Below are 291 nucleotides of genomic sequence, written 5' to 3' on the forward strand. Positions count from 1 at the left end.
TTTTTCTATTTTATATCGTTTATTATGTGCGCAAGGTTATCATGAGTAAAGGTGTACGTAGGATGGTAGTTTATCGTGGTGCTCTAGGAATAGTTACGATCTGTAGCGTGATATATTTTTGTTATACTATTTTGGGTGGAATAAACTATTACAGATATTCTTTTTTGTCTTATACCGAATATAAAGAAGAGAACTACAGCAAGGAGGAACTGGTCAAATTGAGTAAGTCGCTTGCCGTTGAAATGGAATTGGCAAGGGAAAAGTTAGCGGACACTGATCTTTTGGCTCAAG

1 protein-coding gene is annotated in these 291 nt (G+C 36.1%); it reads left to right on the forward strand.

Going from position 1 to position 291, the window contains the following annotated elements; translation table 11 throughout:
• Positions 1-291 (forward strand): DUF3810 family protein (locus SB658_RS23130; protein ID WP_410602606.1); only part of this gene is annotated, 291 nt, incomplete at both ends.

It is taken from the genome of Bacillus sp. SIMBA_008, from assembly GCF_046535495.1.
Lineage (GTDB): Bacteria > Bacillota > Bacilli > Bacillales > Bacillaceae > Bacillus > Bacillus subtilis.